Origin of the sequence: Pseudonocardia sp. T1-2H (assembly GCF_038039215.1) — a bacterium.
Taxonomy (GTDB): domain Bacteria; phylum Actinomycetota; class Actinomycetes; order Mycobacteriales; family Pseudonocardiaceae; genus Pseudonocardia.
The window spans coordinates 1542424-1564653 of sequence record NZ_JBBPCL010000001.1 but is presented as its reverse complement, the minus strand read 5'-3'; the positions used below and the strand labels follow the sequence as shown (position 1 = coordinate 1564653).

The 22230-nt window shown below is 71.8% G+C and carries 21 protein-coding genes, 1 tRNA gene and 2 pseudogenes; 10 read left to right on the top strand and 14 right to left on the bottom strand.

The features are described from left to right. Positions 1-83: 83 nt before the first annotated feature. The 6 genes from WBK50_RS07855 to WBK50_RS07830 all read right to left on the bottom strand — a co-directional run bounded on the left by WBK50_RS07855 (position 84) and on the right by WBK50_RS07830 (position 5245). Entirely contained in the window at positions 84-656 is a 573-nt protein-coding gene (locus WBK50_RS07855) for a hypothetical protein (protein ID WP_341334947.1), read from the bottom strand. 221 nt (positions 657-877) lie between these two features. Further along, positions 878-1519, bottom strand: coding sequence for a class I SAM-dependent methyltransferase (locus WBK50_RS07850; RefSeq protein WP_341334946.1), 642 nt, complete (start codon positions 1517-1519; stop codon positions 878-880). 696 nt (positions 1520-2215) lie between these two features. Continuing rightward, positions 2216-4027 carry a tyrosine-type recombinase/integrase gene (locus WBK50_RS07845; protein ID WP_341334945.1) on the bottom strand — a complete coding sequence of 604 codons (1812 nt, stop codon included), beginning with the start codon at positions 4025-4027 and terminating at the stop codon, positions 2216-2218. An 89-nt stretch (positions 4028-4116) separates the two neighbouring features. After that, positions 4117-4191, bottom strand: a tRNA-Val gene (locus WBK50_RS07840). A 34-nt stretch (positions 4192-4225) separates the two neighbouring features. Further along, the gene (locus WBK50_RS07835; RefSeq protein ID WP_297494890.1) at positions 4226-4687 is read right to left on the bottom strand and encodes a peroxiredoxin; all 462 of its coding nucleotides are present in this window, start codon (positions 4685-4687) and stop codon (positions 4226-4228) included. A gap of 120 nt (positions 4688-4807) precedes the next feature. After that, positions 4808-5245 (bottom strand): DUF3052 domain-containing protein, encoded by a 438-nt coding sequence (locus WBK50_RS07830; RefSeq protein ID WP_341334944.1) that lies wholly within the window; start codon positions 5243-5245, stop codon positions 4808-4810. 281 nt (positions 5246-5526) lie between these two features. Here WBK50_RS07830 and aceE point away from each other — a divergent pair, with 281 nt between their 5' ends. From aceE to WBK50_RS07795, 7 genes and pseudogenes are all read left to right on the top strand, one after another. Further along, positions 5527-8298: a pyruvate dehydrogenase (acetyl-transferring), homodimeric type gene (aceE, locus tag WBK50_RS07825; RefSeq protein ID WP_341334943.1), complete on the top strand. Its 2772-nt coding sequence runs from the start codon at positions 5527-5529 to the stop codon at positions 8296-8298. 281 nt (positions 8299-8579) lie between these two features. After that, positions 8580-8786, top strand: coding sequence for a cold-shock protein (locus WBK50_RS07820; RefSeq protein WP_297494900.1), 207 nt, complete (start codon positions 8580-8582; stop codon positions 8784-8786). 193 nt (positions 8787-8979) lie between these two features. Next, positions 8980-10254, top strand: a complete 1275-nt coding sequence (locus tag WBK50_RS07815; protein WP_341334942.1) for a PucR family transcriptional regulator — start codon at positions 8980-8982, stop codon at positions 10252-10254. Positions 10255-10468: 214 nt separating this feature from the next. Then, positions 10469-11373, top strand: a pseudogene (locus tag WBK50_RS07810) (ACP S-malonyltransferase). Then, positions 11370-12356, top strand: coding sequence for a beta-ketoacyl-ACP synthase III (locus WBK50_RS07805; RefSeq protein WP_341334941.1), 987 nt, complete (start codon positions 11370-11372; stop codon positions 12354-12356). Before WBK50_RS07810 ends, WBK50_RS07805 begins: the two are co-directional and overlap by 4 nt. A 69-nt stretch (positions 12357-12425) precedes the next feature. Further along, positions 12426-12668 carry an acyl carrier protein gene (locus WBK50_RS07800; RefSeq protein WP_297494910.1) on the top strand — a complete coding sequence of 81 codons (243 nt, stop codon included), beginning with the start codon at positions 12426-12428 and terminating at the stop codon, positions 12666-12668. 88 nt (positions 12669-12756) lie between these two features. Continuing rightward, positions 12757-13998 (top strand): beta-ketoacyl-[acyl-carrier-protein] synthase family protein, encoded by a 1242-nt coding sequence (locus tag WBK50_RS07795; RefSeq protein ID WP_341334940.1) that lies wholly within the window; start codon positions 12757-12759, stop codon positions 13996-13998. Here WBK50_RS07795 and WBK50_RS07790 read toward each other — a convergent pair. From WBK50_RS07790 to WBK50_RS07770, 5 genes are all read right to left on the bottom strand, one after another. Beyond that, the gene (locus WBK50_RS07790) at positions 13985-14653 is read right to left on the bottom strand and encodes a hypothetical protein (RefSeq protein WP_341334939.1); all 669 of its coding nucleotides are present in this window, start codon (positions 14651-14653) and stop codon (positions 13985-13987) included. The genes WBK50_RS07795 and WBK50_RS07790 overlap by 14 nt on opposite strands. 50 nt (positions 14654-14703) lie before the next feature. Continuing rightward, positions 14704-15192 carry a DUF3145 domain-containing protein gene (locus WBK50_RS07785; protein ID WP_341334938.1) on the bottom strand — a complete coding sequence of 163 codons (489 nt, stop codon included), beginning with the start codon at positions 15190-15192 and terminating at the stop codon, positions 14704-14706. Between the two features lie 253 nt (positions 15193-15445). Further along, complete coding sequence (locus WBK50_RS07780; RefSeq protein ID WP_341334937.1) at positions 15446-16321, bottom strand: hypothetical protein; 876 nt, start codon at positions 16319-16321, stop codon at positions 15446-15448. Positions 16322-16365: 44 nt separating this feature from the next. Next, the gene (locus WBK50_RS07775; RefSeq protein WP_341334936.1) at positions 16366-17424 is read right to left on the bottom strand and encodes an MBL fold metallo-hydrolase; all 1059 of its coding nucleotides are present in this window, start codon (positions 17422-17424) and stop codon (positions 16366-16368) included. A gap of 37 nt (positions 17425-17461) precedes the next feature. Further along, on the bottom strand, positions 17462-18148 hold the full coding sequence (locus WBK50_RS07770; protein WP_341334935.1) for a transglutaminase family protein: 687 nt from the start codon (positions 18146-18148) through the stop codon (positions 17462-17464). A gap of 221 nt (positions 18149-18369) precedes the next feature. Here WBK50_RS07770 and WBK50_RS07765 point away from each other — a divergent pair, with 221 nt between their 5' ends. Then, positions 18370-18582: a helix-turn-helix domain-containing protein gene (locus WBK50_RS07765; protein WP_341339334.1), complete on the top strand. Its 213-nt coding sequence runs from the start codon at positions 18370-18372 to the stop codon at positions 18580-18582. A gap of 195 nt (positions 18583-18777) precedes the next feature. On the opposite strand, the pseudogene WBK50_RS07760 reads toward WBK50_RS07765, so the two are convergent. Beyond that, positions 18778-19452: pseudogene (locus WBK50_RS07760) on the bottom strand (pirin family protein); the annotation flags it as partial. A gap of 223 nt (positions 19453-19675) precedes the next feature. On the opposite strand from WBK50_RS07760, the gene WBK50_RS07755 reads away from it, so the two are divergent. Next, positions 19676-20482 (top strand): transglutaminase-like domain-containing protein, encoded by an 807-nt coding sequence (locus WBK50_RS07755; RefSeq protein WP_341334934.1) that lies wholly within the window; start codon positions 19676-19678, stop codon positions 20480-20482. Here WBK50_RS07755 and WBK50_RS07750 read toward each other — a convergent pair. Next, positions 20471-20962, bottom strand: a complete 492-nt coding sequence (locus WBK50_RS07750) for an NUDIX domain-containing protein (RefSeq protein WP_341334933.1) — start codon at positions 20960-20962, stop codon at positions 20471-20473. The two genes, WBK50_RS07755 and WBK50_RS07750, sit on opposite strands and share 12 nt — an antisense overlap. 85 nt (positions 20963-21047) lie before the next feature. Here WBK50_RS07750 and WBK50_RS07745 point away from each other — a divergent pair, with 85 nt between their 5' ends. Beyond that, complete coding sequence (locus WBK50_RS07745) at positions 21048-22046, top strand: alpha/beta fold hydrolase (protein ID WP_341334932.1); 999 nt, start codon at positions 21048-21050, stop codon at positions 22044-22046. On the opposite strand, the gene WBK50_RS07740 is transcribed toward WBK50_RS07745, so the two are convergent. Continuing rightward, entirely contained in the window at positions 22015-22179 is a 165-nt protein-coding gene (locus WBK50_RS07740; RefSeq protein WP_341334931.1) for a hypothetical protein, read from the bottom strand. The genes WBK50_RS07745 and WBK50_RS07740 overlap by 32 nt on opposite strands. Between the last annotated feature and the right edge of the window lie 51 nt (positions 22180-22230).

The window sequence follows — 22230 nt, the reverse complement described above, 5'->3', positions numbered from 1 at the left end:
GATCACCAGGCCTTCATCAGTGATCCGGACGACCGTGCCCCGCACCTCGGCCGTCCCCGCGTCGAGATCGGGAACAGCCCAGGTCATCGCGGACCCTCACCGATCCGCAAGCCGGAGGCGAGCATGAAGTCGACCAGGTCCCAGTCCCGGCACCGCTTATCCGCGCGCAGTTTCCTCCGCAGGTCACGGGGCTCGTCGATGGCCAGGGCGCGGGCCGACGACGTTGCGCTCTCGATGCGGCCGACGTCCCGCACGAGGTTGCGCTCCAGCACTTCGTACCGGACCGCGAGGCCGATCATGCCGCTGAGCACAGTCCGGGTCGTCTTGGCCGCCGCCGTACCGAAGCGGTCGTGAACCTCGACGACGAGCCGGTCCAGACGGGAGACCGTCAGCTCACGCACCCGGAGGGCACCGAGGCCGTCGCGGACGTGGCGGTCGAAGCGGTAGTTGTACTGCTGCGCAGTCGACGGCGAGCGCTTGCCGAGGCGGACAGCACGGTCGGTCTCAGCCAGCCACAGCTCTCCCAGCTGGCGAACCGTCGACTCGCTCTCGAGCTCGCCGTCGCGAGTTGCCTGGCTCCGGTCGCGCAGCGCGGCCTTCAGAGCGAGCTCCGCTGCGGCGCCGCTCTGCCCGGTCCGCTCGACGTCCCGCACCACGCCGGGCCGAAAGCCGCTCTGAGCTGCAGTTTCGCGCAGCCCGTGGCCGCGGGGTCCAGACCTTCTCTTCCTGGTCAAGGCGCCGCGACCACGTCGGCGGAAGGAAGAGCAGGAGCCCCGGCGATGACCACGATGGTCCGATCCCACGGGCAGCGTCCAGGGCGAACCGGCGCGGGGGACCCCCTAGCTATAGCTAGTAGGACGGCGACGTCAAGGCTCGGTCAGGCGCTGCTGCGCGCAAAGATGACAGCTCCCGGGACGTCCTTGTCCGGCCCGATGACCAGTTCGGCCTCGATCGTGAACCCCGCGGCACGAAGCCAGCCCACGACCTTGCTCGGCTGGCGCTGGTGACTCTCAACATTGATCGGGCGACCCGTGTAGCCCTCGGACGTGTGTCGTGTCTCGTCACCGACGTGAAAGCCGACCAGCAGCGGACCGCCTGGGCGCAACACTCGGCGGAACTGCTCGAACACGCCGGGCATGGCATGGTCGGGCACATGGATCACGGACCAGAACGCTAGTACGCCAGCGACCGAGCCGTCCGCCAGGTCGAGATCGGTCATTGTCCCAACCTCGAAGCGTAGGTCGGGGTAGTCGCGCCGCGCGATGGCGATCATCTCGGGCGAGAGGTCGATGCCGAACGCGTCCACTCCGGCGTCGTGGAGGTGGCCGGTGACGTACCCCGGCCCGCAGCCGACATCGACGACTGGCCCGCCTCCGGCACCGTGCACCAACTCGGCGAACAACGCCAGGCTCGCGCGGAGGTAAGGGCTCGCACCGAGCAGTCCACGTATCTTCTCGGTGTATCCGGAGGCGTCGGTGTTGTACGAGGAGCGGGTATCGGACAGCCAGGTGTCAGGCATGGGCGACACGCTAGCCCGACTCGCCAGGGATGACCTGTGCAATCTCTGGAGTGGACTCCGCAGCGGTCACTTCGGGACGAAGAGGTGTTGCCCGAGCCGGCCGAAGTATCGAACGTGGTTCGGGCGCCGTCCACGGCGAACCTGCGCGGGGCCCCTAGCCCCACACAGAACCGTCGCTACGCATTCGCCTTCGCCGGCGGAGGGCGACATCTGGGCCCATGAGAGCCGCGGGCGACCTGGCCAGCGATGTGTGCCCTTTCCCAACCGACGTCGCTCGTTCTCGGTGCGTGCTTGACACGACGTGGCAGCGGGTGGGCTGGTGAACGAGAGGTCTGGAGAGGCTGACGAGCAGGTTGTCGACGAATATGGTTCGCGTTAGGAGCTGGGTTCGCGAGCCGGGCCGTGAGTGACTAACTGAGACAACCGTGCCAGGGGAGTGGGGACAGCGGCGGACGTCGGCGGACAGCGCGCAGGTGATCGCGGCATCGGAGACGACGTCCGGCCGGGTCCCCGAGTGCCTGGCCGTCAAGAAGCCTTCTACTGCGGTGGCTCGTTGAATGGGCAGTTGACTGCATCACGTGCCCCAGGTTCTCCTCTTCGTCCAGTTCCTTGGCACAACGCTCAGGCCGGACGGGCTCCGCCAGTCTCTCCGCGCAGCAGGGGACCACCTTCATCTCGAACCGCTCCGGAGATCATTCAGCGGGCAGCAACGAACGTCGTGAGGAGCTCGTCGTCGCCAGCCGCCCGCAGTTCCATCTCGTAGTCGTTGATCAACGCCGCGTCGCCGCCGCTGCGGCGGATCACCCCGGCGAGGACTTGTCTGAGTTCCGCACCACTTCGCCGGTTCACCTCAGTTGTTAGCCGGCTAACGACAACGCCCCTATGGCGGACTACGAGATCCAACCACTGCCGAGCGGCCGGCAATTTGGCTAAGTCGGGTGGCACTGTGCCGGCAAGCTCGGCCGCTACCTCGTCGGTCTCTGCTGCTCGGCCAGATGTCTCCGCCGCCAGTGACGCGAGCACCGTCGGCCGCTCCCCCGGATCCCCAACGATCAGGCCAGCCTCACGGAGTAGCTCGAAAGCCCTGTGAACAGTGCTGGTGGAAACACCCCGCTCCTTGGCCAGCTGCTTCAGACCTGGCAGATGGCCGCCCAGCGGAATCTTTCCGGTCAGAATGTCTGTACGGAGGTCTGCAGCGAGTAGCTCGCGGGGAGTCTTCGGATCGCCCAACGCCCGTTCGACGGGATCGGCTACAACCTCGGGCCTTGCCGGCATCCGCCCGAGCAGTCCGCCGGCAGCTCGCTGGTCTGCCTCGGACATCCAGGCGGCGTAGACGCGCAGGGTCGTGATCCCGCCGCCCGAGTGGCCCAGGCGGCCCGCGACAGTCCGCACGTCGACGCCGGAGGCGATCAATTCGGTGGCTGAGTAGTGCCGCAGGTTGTGCAGATGAGTGTCGATCCCGATTCGCGCAGCGAGGCGGCTGTACCGCTGAGACACCGAACTAGGCACGAGATGGTTCGTGCCGTCGGGGTCAAGAGAGAAGACGAACGTCTCGTCGCCGAGGTCGAGGTCTAGCGCCGCAGCCCGCTCGACTGCCCGCTCCTTGTGCTCCTGCAGCACCGCCACGGTCTCGGGGTCGAGGGTGAGTCTGCGCTGCTGATGGGTCTTGGTGTCCTTCTCCTCGCGGTGGGTCCCGTCCTGAGCGATGCTCCGCCGGAACGTCAGCACCCCGTTGACGAGGTCGACGTGGGACCACCGGAGCGCACAGAGCTCTCCTCGACGGCCGCCTGTAGCCATTGCCAGCCAGACCAGCGTGCCCCAGTCCGGGTCGGCCCACGCTTCGTTCAGGAGGCGCGCGGTCTGTTCTGCGGACGGTGGCTGAGGGTCCGGCTTCCGCGCGGCTGGCGGCGTTGCCAACGCGACGGGGTTGGTAGCGACCCAGCGCCATCGAACGCCCTTGCCGTATGCCCCGTTGAGCACGAAGTGGATCTGGCGGATCGTCGAAGCCGATAGTGGCTGGCACTCGTGACGACGGCAGCGCTCGTCGCAGGTGTGCTCGTGTGGCGTGCGGTGGTCGACAGCGCGCTTGTCGGTGCAGTGAATCCGGCAGCGGCGAAGCTCGGCGTAGAGCGAGTCGAGGGCGTCGGCGTCGATCGCGCCGGCCTTCTGGCGACCGATGAACGGCCGCACGTGCTTTTCCAGGTACTTCGCGTACATCCGGTGCGTCGTCCGCCCGACGTCGAGGTTCTCGAGGTAGCGGTCGAGCAGCTGGTCGACGGTCGCGCTCGTCCGCGGGTGCCGCTGCTCGTCGACCTGGTTCGCGAGCCGGCGCATGACCTTCTCTGCCTCCGCGGACGCCGCAGGCCCGGGCGGCACGGTCTCCTTGAGGTAGTGCCGCCGTCCGGTGACTGGATCGATCCCCGCGTACACCGAGACGCGAAGGGCCCCGCTCGGGAGCTCCTCGATACTGCCGCGCTGGCGCTTGCGGCGCTGGGGCGAACCGGCCATGCCGATCACGCTAGCAGGCAGTTCGCACCACATTTGATCCCACGACGGGAGCGCACAAGCTGCGTCAGCTGCATACTTGCTGCTCAGAGTGGTGGGCGCGGCAGGGATCGAACCTGCGACCGCTCGGGTGTAAACCGAGTGCTCTCCCGCTGAGCTACGCGCCCGGGTTCCCGGGGCCCGAGGGCCCCGAGAGACGACTCACAGCGCCGCGAGCGCCTTCTTCCAGCCGTCCTGGTCACGCGCCTCGCCCGGCCCGTTGACCTCGGAGAACTGGACGACGCCGTCCTTGTCCACGAGGAACGTGCCGCGCAGGGCGAAGCCGGCGCCGTCGTTGAAGACGCCGTAGGCCTTGGCGACCTCGCCGTGCGGCCAGAAGTCCGCCAGCAGCGGGAACTCGTATCCCTGGGCGTCCGACCACGCCTTGAGCGCGAACGGGTGGTCGACCGACACGGCAAGGATCTGCACGTCGGCGTTCTGGAAGCTCGACAGGTCGTCACGGACGGAGCAGAGCTCGCCCGTGCAGACCCCCGAGAACGCGAACGGGTAGAACACCACGAGGGCGGCCTTGTCGCCGCGGAACGACGACAGGGTCACCTCCTGGTTGTTCTGGTCCTTCAGCGTGAAGTCGGGGGCCTGGGAACCGACCTCGGGTGCGGCCATGCGTACAACTCCTCGGAGGCATGCGGGAGCCCGCCGGTCACCCGGCGGGCACGTTCCCGGCCGAGCCTAGGCCACGGGGGGCGAGCCGCCCACCCGCGCCACGGCTGTCAAGGGCTCAGCTCACCGCTTGGCCTTGCTGTTCGCCTTCGGCGATGCGAGCCGGGCACCGGCCCACTCGTCGCTCACGCTGACGTTCGACGTCTGGGTGAGGCCCGCCGTCGGCGCGGCCTCGGCGATCTCGCTCGGCTCGAGATGGCCGTCCCGGCCCGTCTTGGGGGTCAACACCCAGACGATGCCGTTGTCGGCGAGATTGGCGCGGGCGTCCACCAGGGCGTCGACGAGATCGCCGTCACCCTCCCGGAACCACATCAGCACGACGTCGATGACCTCCTGCGCGTCCTCGTCGAGGAGCTCGTCGCCGGAGCGCTCCTCGACGGCGTCGCGCACCGTCTCGTCGACGTCGGAGTCATAACCCAGTTCCTGGACGACCATGCCCGGTTCGACACCGAGCTTGCCCGCGATGTCGGACGTTCGTCCGGCATCTTCCGCGGCGACCACGCGTGCACCTCTTTCCTCGTGAACGGGAGCGGACTCAGTGTCCGCGCCCGGGTGGAACCCGACTCATCGATGCGGAATCCGAACACGACCGGCCTGCCGCGCGCAACCGCCGTTCCGTGATCATGCGTAGAGGGGCACGATAGGGGGTGTGTCGCCCGCCCGCCGTACCACGGCTGACGGGCGGTAGCGGCACCATCGCAGCACCACCCGCGACACGGTCGACGACCACGTCGACAGAGAACCACAAGTACCGACATAGCACGCCCACGCAGGGAGATCCCTTGACCGGCCAGAGCACCACCAGCGACGACAGTCCCCGACGCGTGCACGTCATCCGCGACGGACTCGCGGCGCACCTCCCGGACATCGATCCCGAGGAGACCGCCGAGTGGATGGACTCCTTCGACGCCGTCCTCGACGCCGCGGGCCAGCAACGCGCGCGTTACCTGATGCTGCGGATGCTGCAGCGAGCCCGGGAGCGGCACGTCAGCGTGCCGTCGCTGACCAGCACGGACTACGTCAACACGATCCCGACGGACCGTGAGCCGTGGTTCCCCGGGGACGAGGAGGCCGAGCGGGCCTACCGTCGCTGGATCCGGTGGAACGCGGCCATGACCGTGCACCGCGCCCAGCGCCCGGGGATCGGCGTGGGCGGGCACATCTCCTCCTACGCGTCGTCGGCGACGCTCTACGAGGTGGGCTTCAACCACTTCTTCCGCGGCAAGGAGCACCCCGGCGGCGGGGACCAGATCTACATCCAGGGCCACGCCTCCCCCGGCATCTACGCCCGCGCGTACCTCGAGGGACGCCTGTCCGAGGACCGCCTCGACGGCTTCCGCCAGGAGCTCAGCCACGGCGGCAAGGGCCACGGCCTGCCCTCCTACCCGCACCCGCGCCTGATGCCGGACTTCTGGGAGTTCCCCACCGTCTCGATGGGCCTCGGCCCGATGAACGCGATCATGCAGGCGCGGTTCAACCGCTACCTGGGCGCGCGGGGCATCAAGGACACCTCGGACCAGCGCGTCTGGGCGTTCCTCGGCGACGGCGAGATGGACGAGCCGGAGTCGCGCGGGCAGATCCAGATCGCGGCGACCGAGGGCCTGGACAACCTGACCTTCGTCGTCAACTGCAACCTGCAGCGCCTCGACGGGCCGGTGCGCGGCAACGGCAAGATCATCCAGGAGCTTGAGTCGTTCTTCCGCGGCGCGGGCTGGAACGTCATCAAGGTAATCTGGGGCCGCGAGTGGGACGCGCTACTGCACGGCGACCGCGACGGCGCGCTGATCAACCTGATGAACACCACCCCGGACGGGGACTACCAGACCTACAAGGCCAACGACGGCGCGTACGTCCGCGACCACTTCTTCGGCCGGGACCCGCGCACGAAGGCGCTGGTCGAGCCGCTGACGGACGACCAGATCTGGCAGCTCAAGCGCGGTGGGCACGACTACCGCAAGGTCTACGCGGCCTACAAGGCGGCGACCGAGCACAACGGCCAGCCCACCGTCATCCTCGCGAAGACGATCAAGGGCTACGGGCTGGGCTCGCACTTCGCCGGCCGCAACGCCACGCACCAGATGAAGAAGCTGACGCTGCCGGACCTCAAGCAGTTCCGGGACGAGCAGCGCATCCCGATCTCGGACGCCGAGCTCGAGAAGGACCCGTACCTGCCGCCGTACTACCACCCCGGCAACGACGCTCCGGAGATCCGGTACATGGAGGAGCGGCGCCGTCAGCTCGGCGGTCCGCTGCCGTCGCGGCGCACGACGTCGAAGCCGCTCGTGCTGCCCGGGGACAAGGTCTACGACGTCGTCACGAGGGGCTCCGGCAAGCAGGAGGTCGCCACGACGATGGCGTTCGTCCGGCTGCTGCGCGAGCTCATCAAGGACAAGGAGATCGGGGCCCGCTTCGTGCCCGTCATCCCGGACGAGGCGCGCACGTTCGGCATGGACGCGATGTTCCCGACGCAGAAGATCTACAACCCGCACGGCCAGCAGTACACGTCGGTCGACGCCTCGCTGATGTTGTCCTACAAGGAGTCCGAGCAGGGTCAGCTGCTGCACGAGGGCATCAACGAGGCCGGCTCGGTCGGGTCGTTCACGGCGGCGGGCACGTCCTACGCCACCCACGACGAGCCGATGATCCCGGTCTACGTCTTCTACTCGATGTTCGGCTTCCAGCGCACCGGTGACTCGATCTGGGCCGCCGCGGACCAGATGGCGCGCGGCTTCCTCGTCGGTGCCACCGCGGGCCGCACGACGCTGACCGGCGAGGGCCTGCAGCACAACGACGGCCACTCGCTCGTCCTGGCCAGCACCAACCCCGCCGTCGCGGCGTACGACCCGGCGTTCTCCTTCGAGATCGCGCACATCGTGCGGGACGGGCTGCGCCGGATGGTCGGCGACGAGCCCGAGAACATCATGTACTACCTGACGGTCTACAACGAGCCGTACGTGCAGCCGGCCGAGCCCGCGGATCTGGACGTCGAGGGGCTGCTCAAGGGCATCTACCGCTACGTCGGGACGAACAAGGAGGACGGGCCGCAGGTGCGGCTGCTGGCCTCCGGCGTCGCGCTGCCGTGGGCACTGCGGGCCAGGGACATGCTGGCCGAGCAATGGGGCGTCGGGGCCGAGGTGTGGTCGGTGACGTCGTGGGGCGAGCTGCGCCGCGACGGCGTCGAAGCCGAGCACGCGAACCTGCTGCACCCGGACGCCGAGCCGGTGACCCCGTACGTGGCCACCGCCCTGGGCGGCTCGGACGCGCCGGTCGTCGCGGTCTCGGACTGGATGCGCGGCGTGCCGGACCTCATCCGGCAGTGGGTCCCGGCGCCGTTCACCTCGCTCGGCACGGACGGCTTCGGCCTGTCGGACACCCGTCCGGCCGCCCGCCGGCACTTCGCGGTCGACGCCGAGTCGATCACGGTGGCGGCGCTGGCCTCGCTGGCGAAGCGCGGTGAGATCGACAAGGGCGTCGCGGGCGAGGCGGCGGCCAAGTACCGCATCGACGACCCGCAGGCGGCCGGCCCGCAGACGTCGGACTCCGGGGTGGCCTGACCATCGGGGCGCGGGGCGCCGAGAACTGTGCGTAATCGGTTACGTGAATACCCGTCGACGCCGATCGGCGCCCCGGCTCTCCGCTCCCGTGTTTCCTCCGCGTTCCGGATCGGATAACCGGCGAATTGACTCTCGGCAACGCGCCTGGATCGCGCTAGGCTCCGCCCGATGCCGACCGCGCGATCGCGCGGAAGGCGTTCCGCCTGGTCGCGAAGAAGTGGCGGCCGGGCGGCGCAATTCGGGACACGGCGTTCCGGTGAGCAGGCACGAGGAGAGCAAGAATGGCAGAGGGCACCGTCAAGTGGTTCAACAGCGAGAAGGGCTACGGCTTCCTCGCACCCGACGGTGGTGGCGCGGATGTGTTCGTGCACTACTCCGCGATCCAGGTGAACGGCTACAAGAGCCTCGACGAGGGGCAGCGCGTGTCGTTCGACATCGAGCAGGGACAGAAGGGGCCGCAGGCGACCGCGGTCACCCCGCTCGGCTGATCGGACCGACCGACACCCGCAAACACCTTCCACCACCCATCGGCGCTCACCGGTTCTGCGCTCCTCGCGAGGCCTCCAGGTCCCCGCACAGAGATCGATCGGTACGTCGTCGTCGACCGGGGTGACCCCAGCGGTCACCCCGGTCGACGACGTCCGGGGGCGGGTCGAGCCCCGGACGTGCCATGCTCTGCGCGTGACGCTGTCCGAGGTCCGCGGGGTCTCACCTGCGACGCTACGGCGCCTGGAGCTGGCAGCGGGCGACCTCGCGGGCTCCTGCCTCAGCGCCATGGAGGAGCGCCAGCCGTGGTTCGCCCGGCTGCCCGCGGACCAGCGCGCCGGCGTCCTCCTCGTGACGCAGACGGGCGTCGCGAACTTCGTGGCGTGGCTCGGCGAGCCCACCGAGACCATCCGGCTCACCGCCGAGGCCTTCCGGATCGCGCCGCGGGACCTCGCCCGCCGGCTGAGCCTGCGCCAGACCGTCGACCTCGTCCGGATCGCCACCGAGGTCTTCGAGGAGCGGCTGCCGCCGCTGGCGGCCGATCGCGAGGAGTACCGGATCCTCGTCGAGGCCGTCCTGCGCTTCGGCCGGGAGATCGCCTTCGCCGCCGCCACGGTCTACGCCGCCGCCGCGGAGGCCCGCGGCGCGTGGGACGCGCGGCTGGAGGCCCTCGTGGTCGACGGCGTCGTCCGGGGCGACGCCCAGGACGGGGCCGACGGCGTGCTCTCCCGCGCCGCCGTCCTCGGCTGGGACCCCGCCGCCGCCGTCCGCGTGATCGTCGGCAGCCCCCCGCCGGAGGAGGCGGACCCACCGCCGGAGTCGCTCACCGGGCTGCGCCGGCACGCGGCCCGGCTCGGCCGCTCGGTTCTCGTCGGGGTGCAGGGAAACCGGCTCGTGGTGCTGCTCAGCGAGCCGCGCCGGAGCCGGGGCGCAGCGGACGACGCCGTCGGCGCGTCGTCGCCGGAAGCCGTGATCGGGCCGATCGTGTCCGACTTCGGCCCGGGCCCGGTCGTCGTCGGACCGCTGGCGGCGGGCCTGACCGACGCCCACGCCAGCGCCCGGGACGCGCTGTCCGGGCTCCGCGCCGCCCCCGCCTGGCCGGACGCGCCCCGGCCGGTGGCGGCGGACGACCTCCTCCCGGAGCGCGCGATGTGCGGCGACGCCGTGGCGCACCGGCGGCTCGTGGAGACCGTGATCGAGCCCCTGGGGAGCGCCGGCGGCGAGCTGCTGCGCACCCTCGGGAGCTACATCGAGGGCGGCGGCGCGCTCGAGGCGTGTGCCCGCGCGCTGTTCGTGCACCCCAACACGGTGCGCTACCGGCTGCGCCGGGTGAGTGAACTCACAGGCCTCGTGCCGGCGGACCCGCGGGACCAGCTCGTGCTGCGGACCGCGCTCGTGGCCGGTCGCCTCGCTGCCGCGGACCATGCCCTCGACGCGCCCGCATACACTTCTGACCAGCATCGGAGATGAATCATCGAGACCACGGTCACCTACGGGACCCTACAAATCGTCCCGGCGACCACTCGCCTGTCGGGTCGATGATCCCGGTCGCGTTGTGGACATCCTCCAAATCCCGGGGTCGGAGTTGGTGCGTGGCGGTATCCCGGAGCCGGAGGTCGGCCGTGTTGGGTAGGTGGCTGTGATCGCGTTGCTCGCGCCGGGACAGGGATCCCAGACCCCCGGCATGCTCGAACCCTGGCTCGACGACCCTGCGGCCTCGGCGAAGGTCGACGCCTGGTCCGACGCCACGGGGCTGGACCTGCGCCGGCTCGGCACCACCGCGGACGCGGACGAGATCAAGGACACGGCGGTGACCCAGCCGCTGGTCGTCGCCAACGCCCTGCTCGCCGCCGCCGCACTCGCCGCGCGGATCGACCTGCCCTCCGGCGCCCCGACGGCCGGGCACTCCGTGGGTGAGCTCGCCGCCGCGGCCATCGCCGGGGTCCTCTCCCCCGACGCCGCCGTCGCCCTCGCCGCCGTCCGCGGCCGCGAGATGGCCGCCGCCTGCGCGCTCGAGCCCACCGGCATGGCCGCCGTGCTCGGCGGGGAGCCGGACGTCGTCGTCGCCCGGCTGGCGGAGCTGGGGCTCGATCCGGCGAACCGCAACGGCGCCGGCCAGATCGTCGCGGCCGGCCCGATCGGCGCGATCGACGAGCTGGTCGCCGGACCCCCGGAGGGCTCCCGGCGGGCGGCCGCGCTGCCCGTCGCCGGCGCGTTCCACACGCGGTTCATGGCGACCGCCGAGGAGGCGCTGCGCGCCCACGCCAAGGACATCTCCCCCGCGGACCCGGTCCGCCCGCTGCTGACGAACGCCGACGGCTCGGTCGTCACCACCGGCGAGGACGCGCTGGACCGGCTGGTCTCGCAGGTGACGAAGCCGGTCCGCTGGGACTCCTGCATGGCCGCGCTGAAGGAGCTCGGGGTCACCGCGGTGATCGAGCTCCGCCGGCGGGTACCCTCGTCGGCCTGGTGCGCCGCGACCTCAAGGGCACCGCCACCCTGGCGCTGAAGACCCCCGACGACCTGGACAAGGCCGTCGCGCTGATCGCCGAGCACGCGGGAGCGGCTCAGAAGGAGCCCACACAGTGAAGTTCAACCTGGCGCCCGCCCTCGCCGGGGCGCGCATCCTCGGGCTCGGCAGCTACCAGCCCGAGCAGGTCGTCACCAATGCCGACCTCGCGAAGCGGGTCGAGACGGACGACCAGTGGATCCGGGACCGCGTCGGCATCGTGGAGCGCCGGATCGCCCAGGACGACACCAGCCTCGTGGACATGGCCGTCGAGGCCGGGGCCCGCGCGGTGAAGGACTCGGGGCTGGACACCGGCGACATCGACACCGTGATCGTCGCGACCTGCACGATGCCGAACCCGATCCCCAACGCCGCCGCGCAGACCGCGGACCGGGTCGGGATCCACGCCGCGGCCGCGTTCGACCTCAACGCCGCGTGCGCCGGGTTCTGCTACGGACTCGGCGCGGCCGCGGACCTCGTGCGCTCCGGGACGTCGAAGAACGCCCTCGTCATCGGCGCGGAGAAGCTGTCGGACTGGGTGGACTGGGACGACCGCTCGACGTGCATCATCTTCGCGGACGCCGCCGGCGCGGCCGTCGTCGGCGGGGCCTCGACCGAGGACGAGGTCGGCATCGGGCCGGTCGCCTGGGGCAGCGCGGGGGACATCGCGTCGACCATCCGGATCCTCGCCGAGAGCACGAACAAGCTGCACCAGGAGGGCCAGGCGGTCTTCCGCTGGGCCACCACGCAGATCGCCCCGGTGGCGCTCGAGGCCGTCGCGAAGGCCGGTCTGACGCCCGCGGACATCGACGTGCTGGTCCCGCACCAGGCGAACCTGCGCATCGTCGAGGCCGTCGCCAAGCGGCTGCGGGCCAAGGGAGCCCGGGAGGACATGCGGGTCGCGGACGACATCGTGTACTCGGGCAACACGTCCTCGGCCTCGATCCCGATGGCGCTCGACCACATGCGCGCCGCCGGGAAGATCCGTTCCGGTGAGCTCGCGCTGCTCGTAGGCTTCGGCGCGGGCCTCTCCTACGCGGGCCAGGTAATCGTCTGCCCGTGAGGCCTGATTCGATGAGGCCTGCTTTGCTTGCACCGACCGGCACCACCCCCCACCAGAAGGAGTACACCCGTGGCTGACAACGCCGAGATCCTCTCCGGCCTCGCCGAGATCGTCGAGGAGGTCGCCGGCATCGACACCGCCGAGGTGACCGCCGACAAGTCCTTCGTCGACGACCTGGACATCGACTCGCTCTCCATGGTCGAGATCGCGGTGCAGGCCGAGGACAAGTTCGGCGTCAAGATCCCGGACGAGCAGCTCGCCGAGCTGAAGACCGTGGGCGACGCCGTCGACTACATCTCGAAGAACCAGTAAGACCCCGCTCACATCCGCTCTGCCGCTGCACCGTTTCAGGAGGCCCCCGCATGCCCGCCGACGTACTTCCTTCCGCGGAGGCGGAGTCATGACCGACGTCGTCGTCACCGGCTACGGCGCGACGACCCCGCTCGGCGGGGACGCCGCTTCCACCTGGGACGCCCTGCTCGCCGGCAAGTCCGGCGTCGGGCTCACCCGGGGCGAGTGGGTCGAGAAGTTCGACCTGCCCGTCAAGATCTCGGCGCAACTCGCCGTGGAGCCGTCCGAGGTCCTGCCGCGCGTGCAGGCCCGCCGGATGGACCGCGCCGAGCAGGTCGCGATCATCGCGGCCCGCGAGGCGTGGGCCCACGCGGGCCTCGCGGTGGAGAAGGGCGAGGAGCCGCGGGTCGAGCCCGAGCGACTCGCCGTGGTCATCGGGACGGGCATCGGCGGCGTGACCACCCTGCTCGACCAGGACGACCTCCTGGAGACGAGCGGGCTGCGGAAGGTCTCGCCGCTGACCGTCCCGATGCTGATGCCCAACGGGCCGGCCGCCATGGTCAGCCTCGAGATCGGGGCGCGCGGTGGCGTGCACAGTCCCGCCTCCGCGTGCGCCACCGGGGCCGAGGCGCTCGCCTGGGCGTACCGGCTGCTCAAGGCGGGCGAGGTCGACGTCGTGGTCGCGGGTGGCGCCGAGGCGTGCATCAGCGGCCTCACCGTCGCCGGGTTCGTGCAGGCGCGCACGCTCAGCCAGCGCAACGAAGAGCCCGAGAGGGCGTCTCGCCCGTTCGACACCAAGCGGGACGGGTTCGTCCTCGGCGAGGGCGCGGGCGTCATGGTCCTCGAGCGGGCGGAGTACGCCGCCGCCCGCGGGGCCACCGTGCACGGCCGGCTCTCGGGCGTCGGGATCACCTCCGACGCCTACCACATCACCGGGCCGGACCCGGAGGGCACGGGCCAGGCCCGCGCCATGGCCAACGCGATGCGCACCGCCGAGATCTCCCCGTCCGACGTTGGGCACGTGAACTGCCACGCGACGTCGACGGTGGCCGGTGACGTGGGTGAGACCGTCGCGATCCGCAAGGCGATCGGCGAGCACCCCGTCCTCACCGCCCCGAAGTCCGCCCTGGGACACCTGGTGGGCGGCGCGGGCGCCGTCGAGGGCATCGTCGCGATGCTCTCGGTGCGGGACGGGATCATCCCCGCCACCCGCAACCTCGACGAGCTGGACCCGGGCGTCACCCTGGACGTCGTGTCCGGGGAGCCGCGGAAGATGGAGCTCACCGCCGCGGTGAACAACTCCTTCGGTTTCGGCGGGCACAACGCCAGCCTGGTGTTCACGAAGGTCTGACCGCTCTCCTCGAGCACCCTTCCCGGCGTCCCGGCACAGGTTCGGCCTGTGCCGGGCCGGCGGAACCTGTACTCGACCGAGCTGAGCAGGGGGTACCGACGAGGCTCCCGGCGGCGCCCGTGTCGATCCGCGGCGGGCTCCCGGTGAGCGGCAGGCTGCCCCGCCAGCAGATCCGGCCCGTGCGCAGCATCTCGGGGGCATCGGCGGGATCCTGGGTGCTCACGAAGCGGACCAGGGCGAGGACGGCATCGGCGGGACGATCGTCGATGCGGTCCACCCGGATCGTGCCGTCCACGGTGGTCCGCACGCCCGCCTGCCAGGCCTGCTCGGGCTGGCGGGCCACCCGTTCCGGCACGACGGTGTCCGACCAGCCCTGGTAGTCCTTGGCGTTGATCGCGTCGAAGTAGCGCTGCAGCAGCGACCGCACGGACTCCCCGGCCGGGTGCGCCATCGCGTCCAAACTGAGCGTGACCTCGCTCGACCCGGCGCTGGAGGAGGGTGGGCCCGGCGGTGCGTACAGCGGGGCACTCCCCTCGAAGGAGCGGATCCCCGCCACGGCGGCGCCGATCCCGCCGCCCACGAGAACGACGACCAGCACGACGACGACCAGGATCGTGCGGCGTGTACCAGGCCGCCCGGTCGCCTCGTCGCTCACCCGGACAGTCTGCCGGATGCCTGCAACGGCCCCGGCAGGGAGGCCGCCGGTCAACCGACCTGGTGCAGCCAGGTCACCGGAGCGCCGTCGCCGGCGAAGCGGCAGGGTTCGAGGGCCTCGTCCCACGCGGCGCCGAGGAGCTCGGCGATGCGGCCGCGGACCTGCGAGGCCGGGAGCTCGGCGAGCACGGCTCGGAGCTGGTCCTCCCCGAGGACGACATCGCCGTTGGCGCTGGTCCGCCCGCTCCACAGGCCGAGGCCCGGGACGTGGCAGAACCGCTGGCCGTCAACGCCGTGGCTGGGCTCCTCGGTGACCTCGAAGCGCAGCATCGGCCACGCCCGCAGGGCGCCGGCCAACGCACCGGCACTGCCCGCGGGGCCACCCCACGTGCACTCCGCGCGCAGCTGGCCGGGAACGGCGGGCTGCGCAGACCACTGCAACGCCACTCGGGAACCGAGGACGCCTGATATCGCCCACTCGACGTGCGGGCAGACCGCAGTCGGCGACGAGTGGACGTAGACCACGCCACGTGTGCTCACTGCTGACCTCCGCTTTCGAGACGAGGATCGCCTTCCCCAACGTCCTCGGTCCTGCGGTGTCTTCGGTGATGCCAGTGGTGCGTGGTGAGTGTAGGTGCGGGTCTCCCAACCCGTTCAGGGAGCGGATACGGCTGTGCGGTGATCACTGTGCACGATCCGGCGGATCGCCGCCACCACCGCGCGGTGGACACGGCGTGTCGCCCCCCACCGGGAGTGTCGTTCCGGTAGGGGCCGGCGACCTTCCCGGGCCCGGTCATCCCCGGCCTCGGCCGAGCAGCCCGCCGTCGACGAAGAGGTTGTCCGCGAGATCGACCGCGCCGGGCACCCGCAGGGGTCCGACGGCCGCGTCCCTGCGGAAGCGGTTTCCGGTGATCCGCAGCTCGGAGAGGCTGTCCGAGGTGCCGCCGAGGCGCAGCGTGTAGTCGCCGCCGCCCAGTTCGTTGCCCCGGATCACGACGGCTCCGGGCCGCTCCGCGCGCCGGGAGGGCGGGGGTTCGACGACGACGGCGCTCCCGCCACCCGGACCGCGCTCGATCCGGTTGCCCTCCACCAGCACGTCCCCGGCCGGGGCGACGAGCGCGAGGGCGTCGCCCGAGCCCGCGAGGTCGTGCAGCCAGCTGTTCCGCAGGGTCACGCCCGGCCCGAGCCGGGCGCCGGTGAGGTCCGGATCGCCGCGGAGGCCGACGAGCTCGACGCGTTCGGCGGTCCAGTCCGCACCCTCCACCCCGGCCTCGGTGAAGTCGCCGGTGACGGTCGTGTCCTCGATCCGCACAGAGCCGCCGTCGACCGTCCGGATTCCGGCGGGCAGGGTGCCGTCGCCGGTGACCCGGCTGCGGCGCACCACGACGTCCCGGGCCTCGACGACGATCCCGCCCGCGACGTCCAGCCCGTCCAGGACGGCGCCGGGCGCGCTGACCGTGAGCGCGGAGACCCGGCAGAGCGGCAGGTCGTCCGGCACGCCGACGCTGTCGGGGGCGGGCGGCGCGTAGGGCCCGGCCTGCACGCAGGTCGGGACCGCTGCTGTCTCGTCACGGAGGCCGGCCAGCACCCCGCCGGCGGCCGCGGTGGCGATCAGCGCGGCGAGGATCGCCCGCGCCGCTCCGACCGTGCCCCCGCCGACCTGCACCATCCGACGGAGAGTACGCGGCCGAACACCTCACGTAGTCGAGCCTGCTACGGCGTGGCGTAGTGCGTGACCACTCCGTGATCCTCCGTCGTCAGGATCCCGCGCTGCGCCAGCAGGTCCAGGTGGGCCTGCGTCTCCAGGACCGCCATCATCATGTTGAAGCGGTCGAGCTCGGGGAGGGTCCGCTCGCGCCGGGTCCAGGTGAGCGCCCCGGCCACCTCGAACGCGGTGCTCCGGCCCTCCTCGGCCGCCTTGAGCGTGGCGTCGAGCCGGTCCGCGTGGTGCTCCAGCAGCTCGTCGACCCGCTCGTGCACCCGCCGGCCGACGGGGCCGTGCGCGGGCAGCAGCGCCGCGTCCGGCCGGTCCTTGAGCAGCTGCAGCGAGACGAGGAAGTCCCCGAGCGGGGTCGCGGTCGGGCGCGGTTCGAAGCCGATCGACGGCGTGATCCGCGGCAGCACGTGGTCCCCGGCGAAGAGCAGGTCCGACGCCTCGTCCGCGAACACGACGTGCCCGCGGGTGTGCCCCGGCGTCTCGACGACCTCGAGGCGCCGCCGGGCGGCCGGCGGCCCGACGGTGACGACGGCGCGGTCCGCCAGGTAGCCGTCCGGGCGCTCCCAGCCGGCCATGTCCCGCTCGCCGCGCGGTTCGGCGTCCATCTCGGTGGCGAGCTCGTCCGCACCGGCGCGGTGCAGCCGGGCCCCGTGCACGCCCCACGCCGTGTGCCCGGGGCGGACGACCTCGTCGATGTTGGGCCGCTCCCCCGCGCCGATCAGCACCTGCGCGCCGAACTCCTTCCGGAGTGTCACGGCTTGCGTGTAGTGGTCGCGGTGGGAGTGGGTGACGAGGAAGCGGCGGACGTCGGCGAGGCCGGACCCGAGCACGTCGAGCGCCCCGGCGAGCAGCTCGCGGGACTCCGCGAGCGCCCAGCCGGCGTCGACCAGCGTCCAGCCCGCGTCGTCCGCGATCGCGTAGACGTTGACGGCGCGCAGGCCGTCGTTGGGCAGCGGAAGCGGGATCCGGTAGACGTCCGGGGCGCTGCGGTAGACGCCGGGCGCGGTCCAGTCCCCGGCGGCACCGGGGTCGTCGTGGAGTTCGGGGCGGGTCACGTCGGCACCCTAGGCGAACGGTCGTTCACTCGGCTCCTCACCGGACGAACTCGTCCACCTCCGCCGGGCCGGCGTCGTGACCGACCATGGCCGAGCCGTAGACCTGCGCGAACTCGCGGAGGATCGCGTCGAGCGGGAGATCGGTGTACACGCCGCGGTAGCGGACGTACTCCATGTGCCGGCTGCCGTCCCCGGTGAACTCGTGCATCAGCGCGTCCGCGTCGCCGTCGAACGGGATCGGCGCGACACCGAAGCGGGCGCAGAGCTCGGCGTTGAACGCGGGCGTGGCCTTCACCCAGCGCCCGTTCAGGTAGAGGTCCGTGTAGCCGTGGTAGACGAAGAGGTCTGCGCCGCCCATCTTCTCCTGGAGCCGGGACGACGTGAGGTGGTTGCGGACGTCCGCAAAGCCGAGACGCGCCGGGATGCCGGCGGCCCGCGCGGCCGCGGTGAGCAGGACGGCCTTGGGCACGCACCAGTTCGACGGCGCCTCCGCGACGGCGCTCGCCCGGTAGGCCGCGCGCGCGGACGCGATGTGGTGCGGGTCGTACCAGATCCCGTCCCGGACGGCCTCGAACAGCAGCACCGCCCGCCGGACCGGGTCCGGCTCGTCCCCGACCACGCGCGCGACGTACGCGCGCACCTGCGGCGAGTCCGAGTCCACGAACTCCGTGGGAGCCAGGTGCTCCGGGAGGACCGGGTCGTCGGTGGTCGGTTGTGCGGTCATCGGGGGAACCTCCTCGTTCGAGGTGATCGTACGACGCGGTTCTCGGAACTCAGAGCGATCGGCGATCGACTTTGCGTCACACACCCCGAACCCGGCGCGGCCGGTCCACCCGTCCGTGGACCGTCGACCACCTGGTCGGTGAGGCAATGTCGACTACTCTCCGGTCACACGAACCCCACACGTCGCAGGTGTGGCGGCACGACGACGGAGGTCTCGAGGGCATGGCAGAACAGGTGCCGGGCAAGCAGGACGTGATCGGGGCACCGTTCCTCACCGTGGCCGAGGTCGCCGAACGGATGCGCGTCTCGAAGATGACGGTCTACCGGCTGCTGCACAGCGGGGAGCTGCCCGCGGTCCGGTTCGGTCGCTCGTTCCGGGTGCAGCGGGGCGCGGTCGAGGACCTGATCCGGGCCGCGCGGTACGAGGCCGGCTGATCCGCCGGGCCCGCTACGTCCTCCGGACCGCACGGCCCCGCGGACGCAACGGCATGGGCGGAGCTCCGGCGCGGCGAGCGGATCGCCCTCGTATCCCCGCACCGTCCCGAACGGCCCCCGCGCGCCCGCGATCTCGGCCTGCCAGGCCGCGCGGGCCTGCGCGATCTCGTCGCCGGTCCGGCCGACGAAGTTCCACCACATCACCAGCTCCTCGGCGAACGGCACGCCGCCGAGCAGCAGGAAACGGCTGTCCGCCTCCGTCCGCAGACGCAGCTCGCGCCGTCCGCAGCCCAGGTACAGCAGGACGCCGACGTCCAGGCCGGGCGCCGGGCCGTCCACCGGCTCATCGCCGATCTCGGGGCTGCCGGAGACCGTCAGAACGGCGTGTTCGAAGTCCGGTTCGAGCGGCAGCCGGACGTCCGCGCCCGCGGCCAGCTCGACGTCGACGCCGACGAGCGGGGTGTGCACCCGGCCGGCGGAGCGGGCGCCGTCGACCTCGCCCAGCAGGACGGTCGCGCGCATGCCCGGGCTCCGCAGGACCGGCAGGTCCGCGTGGTGCTCGAAGCGGGGCGGGCTCGCGCGGTCCTCGTCCGCCAGCGCGACCCACAGCTGGGCGCCGTGCAGGAGCGGGGCGTGCGGGTCCGGGGACTGCTCGGAGTGCGCGATGCCCCTCCCCGCCGTCATCAGGCCGAGCTCGCCGGGCCGGATCACGACGTCGCTGCCGAGGGAGTCCCGGTGGTGCACCTCGCCGTCGAGCAGCCAGCTCACCGTCTGCAGGCCGATGTGCGGGTGCGGGGCGACCTGCATGCCGGGCTCGCCGGCGACCTCGTCCGGGCCGTAGTGGTCCACGAAGCACCACGCGCCGACCATCCGCCGGTCCAGGCTCGGCAGCAGGCGTCGCACCTGTGTGCTCTCCCCCAGCCGCACGGTCTTCGAGCGCAGCAGGTCGTGCGCCGGAGCCGCCGACGCGTGCGCCGAACAGACGGTGACCGACGGGTCGGCCGTCACGTTGCTCATCGAGATCCCCCCATCCCGCGAGGTTCCACAGTAGCCGCGACACACGGGTGTCATCCGTTGCTGCGACGATCCTGCGATGCGACGTGACGTGAGGGCCCGGCTCGAGTTGACCGTCACCGAACCGGCACTGCTGTCCCTGCAGATCGCCGTCGCGGGTCCGACGACCGCAGAGGAACTCGTGGTGACCCTGGACGGCTCCCCGCTGCCCACCCCGCGCGAGATCGACGGCGGCTACGGCGGGCGCGTGCACATGATCGAGGAGTGTGCCCCGGGGGCCCTGGTCGTCGAGTACGCGGCGTCGGTGGAGGGCACGTACCCGGTCCCGGCGCCGCCCGGGTCGGAGGAGCACGACCGGATCGTGCAGATGCGGCCGAGCCGCTACTGCCCGTCGGACAAGCTGTTGTCCACGGCGGCCCACGAGTTCGGGGACATCGAGGACACCGGGAAGCTGATCGACGCCGTCCGCGACTGGGTCAACGGCCGGCTGCTCTACATTGCCGGGTCCAGCAAGCCGACGGACGACGCCGTCGACACCCTGCTGCTCGGCGAGGGGGTGTGCCGGGACTACGCGCACCTGGTCGTCTCGCTGCTGCGCGCGCGGGACGTGCCGGCTCGCCTGGTCGCGGTGTACGCCCCGGGGCTGAGCCCGATGGACTTCCACGCGGTCGTCGAGGCGTGGACGGGGTCCGAGTGGCGGGTCGTCGACGCGACGGGCCTGGCCCCCCGGCGCTCGATGCTCCGGATCTCGACGGGCCGCGACGCCTCGGACACGGCGTTCCTGACCACGCACCACGGCGGGGTGGACCTGAACTCGATGATGATCACCGCCGTGGTCGACGAGCTGCCGGCGGAGGACCCGGCGGAGGCCCTCTCACTCGGCTGATCGATCCGGGGGTGAGAACCCGAAGGTCGTGATCGCCGGCGGGCCGCCCGCCGGCAGGCTCTCGAACACGAACCGCTCGTGCGGGACGGTCCGTTCCGGCAGCGCGTCGACGGGGAACCAGGCGAGGTCCGCGGCCTTCGCCGCCTCCTGCAGGACCGGATCGCCCGTCCAGCGGCGGCAGGTGAAGAAGAAGTCCACCCGCTCGTCGATCGGGTCGTCGTTGCGATGGGTCCGGTGCATCGCCGTCAGCGGGACGAGATCGGTCGGATCGACGGTGACGCCCAGCTCCTCCGCCGCCTCCCGGCACGCCGCCTCCACGACGGTCTCCCGCGCCTCGACGTGCCCCGCGGCGGCGGTCGCCCACCAGCCGTCGCGGTAGCCGGTGTTCCGCCGGAGCTGGAGCAGGACCTCCCCGCCGTCCTCGGGACCGCGGCGCAGGACCACGTAGGCGGCGGGCACGAGCCGGAAACGATCGATCACGGCGCAGATTCTGCGCGGGCAACACCGCGGTAATCCGACCGGCCTACCGTCGCGGGGGCGAGGAGACCGTGCGGAGGGAGACGCCATGGGCCCCACCACGCGCGTACGCACCGGCGGCGGGCGGCTCGGCGCGGTCCCGCAACGCGACGCGGACCTGCGCTACCGCACCGTCCACGGGTACCGGCGGGCGTTCCGGGTGGCCGGGTCCGGAGCGCCGATCGTGCTGATCCACGGCATCGGGGACAGCTCGACGACCTGGGAGAGCGTGCTCCCGGCGCTCGCCCGCCGGCACCTGGTGATCGCACCGGACCTGCTGGGCCACGGCCGTTCGGACAAGCCGCGCGCGGACTACTCGGTCGCCGCCTACGCGAACGGAGTGCGGGATCTGCTCGGCGTGCTCGGGGTGCCGCGCGCGACGCTCGTCGGGCACTCCTTCGGCGGTGGCGTCGCCATGCAGTTCGCCTACCAGTTCCCGGAGCGCACCGAGCGGCTCGTCCTGATCGGCAGCGGGGGTGCGGGGCCGGACGTGAACCCGGGGCTGCGGCTGATGTCGATGCCCGGCGCCGCGCTCGCCCTGAACGCGCTGCGCCTGCCGGGCATGCGCTGGCAGGTGGGTGCGGCCGTCGAGATGCTGAAGGTGCTGGGGACGGCCCTGGGCCTCGACGCGCCGGACATGCTCCGGATCGTCGACGCGCTCCCTGACGCGACGGCCCGGGCGGTCTTCATCCGGACGCTGCGGGCGGTCGTGGACTGGCGCGGCCAGGTGGTGACGATGCTCGACCGCTGCTACCTGACGCGCGGGATGCCGACGCTGCTCGTGTGGGGCAGGCGGGACGCGATCGTGCCCGTCGCGCACGCGTACCGGGCGCACGAGGCGATGCCCGGCAGCCGGCTGGAGATCTTCCCCGAGGCCGGGCACTTCCCCTTCCACACCGACCCCGCGCGGTTCGTCGGGCTGCTCGAGGACTTTCTGGGCTCCACCGAGCCGGCGCGGTGGAGTCCCGAGCAGTGGCGGCAGCTGCTGCGGGCGACGGGCGGGGCGACGAGGCCGGTCAGCCCGGCGGAGGAGCGGTCCGCGACCTGACCCGGCCCGTCGTGCGGAGCAGCAGGAGCGCAGCGACCACGGCGAGCGCGACCGTCCCGGCGGTCTGCGCGACGGCGTCGGCCGGCGGGACCCCCACGACCTGTCCCCGGCGCTCGAGTGGCTCAAGCGTCATCCTGCGCTGCTTGAGCCACTCGAGCGCCGGAAGCCTCGCGCCGGAAACGGC